The 1833-nt window shown below is 73.8% G+C and carries 1 protein-coding gene and 1 pseudogene; both read right to left on the reverse strand.

The genetic code is table 11. The features are described from left to right. Positions 1–208 (reverse strand): annotated as a pseudogene (locus K6I33_RS34650) (tyramine oxidase); the annotation flags it as partial. 16 nt (positions 209–224) lie between these two features. Next, positions 225–1808, reverse strand: coding sequence for an APC family permease (locus K6I33_RS34655; RefSeq protein WP_229358770.1), 1584 nt, complete (start codon positions 1806–1808; stop codon positions 225–227). Between the last annotated feature and the right edge of the window lie 25 nt (positions 1809–1833).

Below are 1833 nucleotides of genomic sequence, written 5' to 3' on the forward strand. Positions count from 1 at the left end.
CGGGGCGGTGGGCGGCGGCGGTGTGCCGGTCGGGCTCGTCGAGCAGGACGAGCGGGAAGCGGGTGGCGGGGGTGACCTTGCCCGCCTCCGTGAGGACGCGGCGGGCCGTGGTGATCTCGTCGGCGGTCAGCGGGTCGAGCGGGTGCGGGTGCGCGGGCCGGGCCGGCGCCGTGGACGCCGGTACGGGCTCGTCGGGGTGGCAGCTCATGAGGAAGCCTTTCCGGTCATGAGGAACTCCTTCCGGGGTGCGGCGGATCGCCGGGGCACGCCGGGGTGCCCGGGGTGGCGGCCGCGGCCGAGGCGGCCGCCTTCTCCAGCTGGAACGCCTCGTTGCCGAGCCCGATCCGGGCGTGGAGCTCGGGCCGTACCGCCCGGAGCACCAGTCCGTGGATCACGCCGAGGACGACGGCCGCGCCGATGATGCCCGGCAGGATCCAGCCGAGGGCCGAGCCCGCGGTGGCGCCGACGAGGACGTGGAAGTCCTTGACCGCGTAGCCGACGATGCCGAGCAGGGCCGCGCAGGCCGCTCCGGAGGCGACCAGCCGGGGGGCCTGGGCCCGGCCGGCGCCGCGCCGGACGAAGAAGACGATGACGGCGGCGCTGGCGGTGGCCATGAGGACGATGACGCCGAGCGCCCCGACGTTGCCCATCCAGGTGAAGAGCCGGATGACGGGCGCGGTGGGGTCGCCCCGCGGGCGGTCGTCGGTGAGGGCGAAGACGGCCACGGCCAGCAGCGAGACGGCGCTCTGGAGCAGCGACCCGTAGGCGGGGGCGCCGCTGCCGTCCGAGGTGCGGCCGACGGAGGCGGGGAGGAGGCCGTCGCGGCCCATGGCGAAGGCGTAGCGGGCGACGACGTTGTGGAAGCTCAGCATCGCGGCGAACATGCCGGTCACGTAGAAGAGGTGCGTCAGGTCGGTGAAGGTGGTGCCGAGGCGGTCCTGGGTGAGGGCGAAGAGGAGGCCGGTGCCTTGCTCGCGGGAGGCGGCGACGATGCGCGAGGGGCCGGTGGCGATGGTCAGGGCCCAGGAGCCGAGGGCGAAGAAGAGGGCGACGAAGCCGACGGCGAGGAAGGTCACGCGGGCGACGACGACCTGGGGGCGGTTGGCCTCCTCGGCGTAGACGGCGGCCTGTTCGAAGCCGACGAAGGCGGCGATGGTGAAGCAGAGCGCGGTGCCGAGCCCGGCGCCGCCGAGGGTGGTGGGGTCGAAGGCGCGGAAGGAGACGCCTTCGGGGCCGGGGCTGCCGAGGCAGCTGATGTCGAAGACGACGACCATGGCGCACTCGACGAGCAGCAGGGCGCCGAGGACCTTGACGTTGAGGTCTATCTTCAGCCAGCCGAGGACGCCGACGACGGCCACGGCGGCGAGGGCGGGGACCCACCAGTCGACGCCGAGGCCGAGGTGCCGGCGGAGGAGGCCGGAGAACTCGTGGCCGAAGATGCCGTAGATGGCGAACTGCATGGCGCTGTAGGCGACGAGGGCGACGACGGAGGCGGCGGCGCCGGCCGTGCCGCCGAGGCCCCGGGCGATATAGGCGTAGAAGGCGCCGGCGTTGTGGACGTGGCGGCTCATCTCGGCGTAGCCGAAGCTGAAGAGGGTCAGGACGACGCCGAGGAGGACGAAGAGCAGGGGCTGTCCGACGATGCCCATCGTGCCGTAGGTCGTGGGCATGACGCCCGCGGTGACCATCAGCGGGGCGCTGGCGGCGACGACCGACAGCAGCAGGCCCGCGACTCCGATGCGGCCGGCGCGCAGGCGTCTCTCCCGGCCCTTGAAGGTGCTGATCTCGCGCGTGGTGCCGGTCGACATGCGGGAGGGGGTCCTTCCGGTGGGG

This window comes from Streptomyces sp. UNOB3_S3, assembly GCF_020740895.1.
Lineage (GTDB): Bacteria > Actinomycetota > Actinomycetes > Streptomycetales > Streptomycetaceae > Streptomyces.

Excerpts from the sequence above, each read along its gene's own strand:
- K6I33_RS34655 (WP_229358770.1), bottom strand. The coding sequence starts at position 1,808 with ATGTCGACCGGCACCACGCGCGAGATCAGCACCTTCAAGGGCCGGGAG.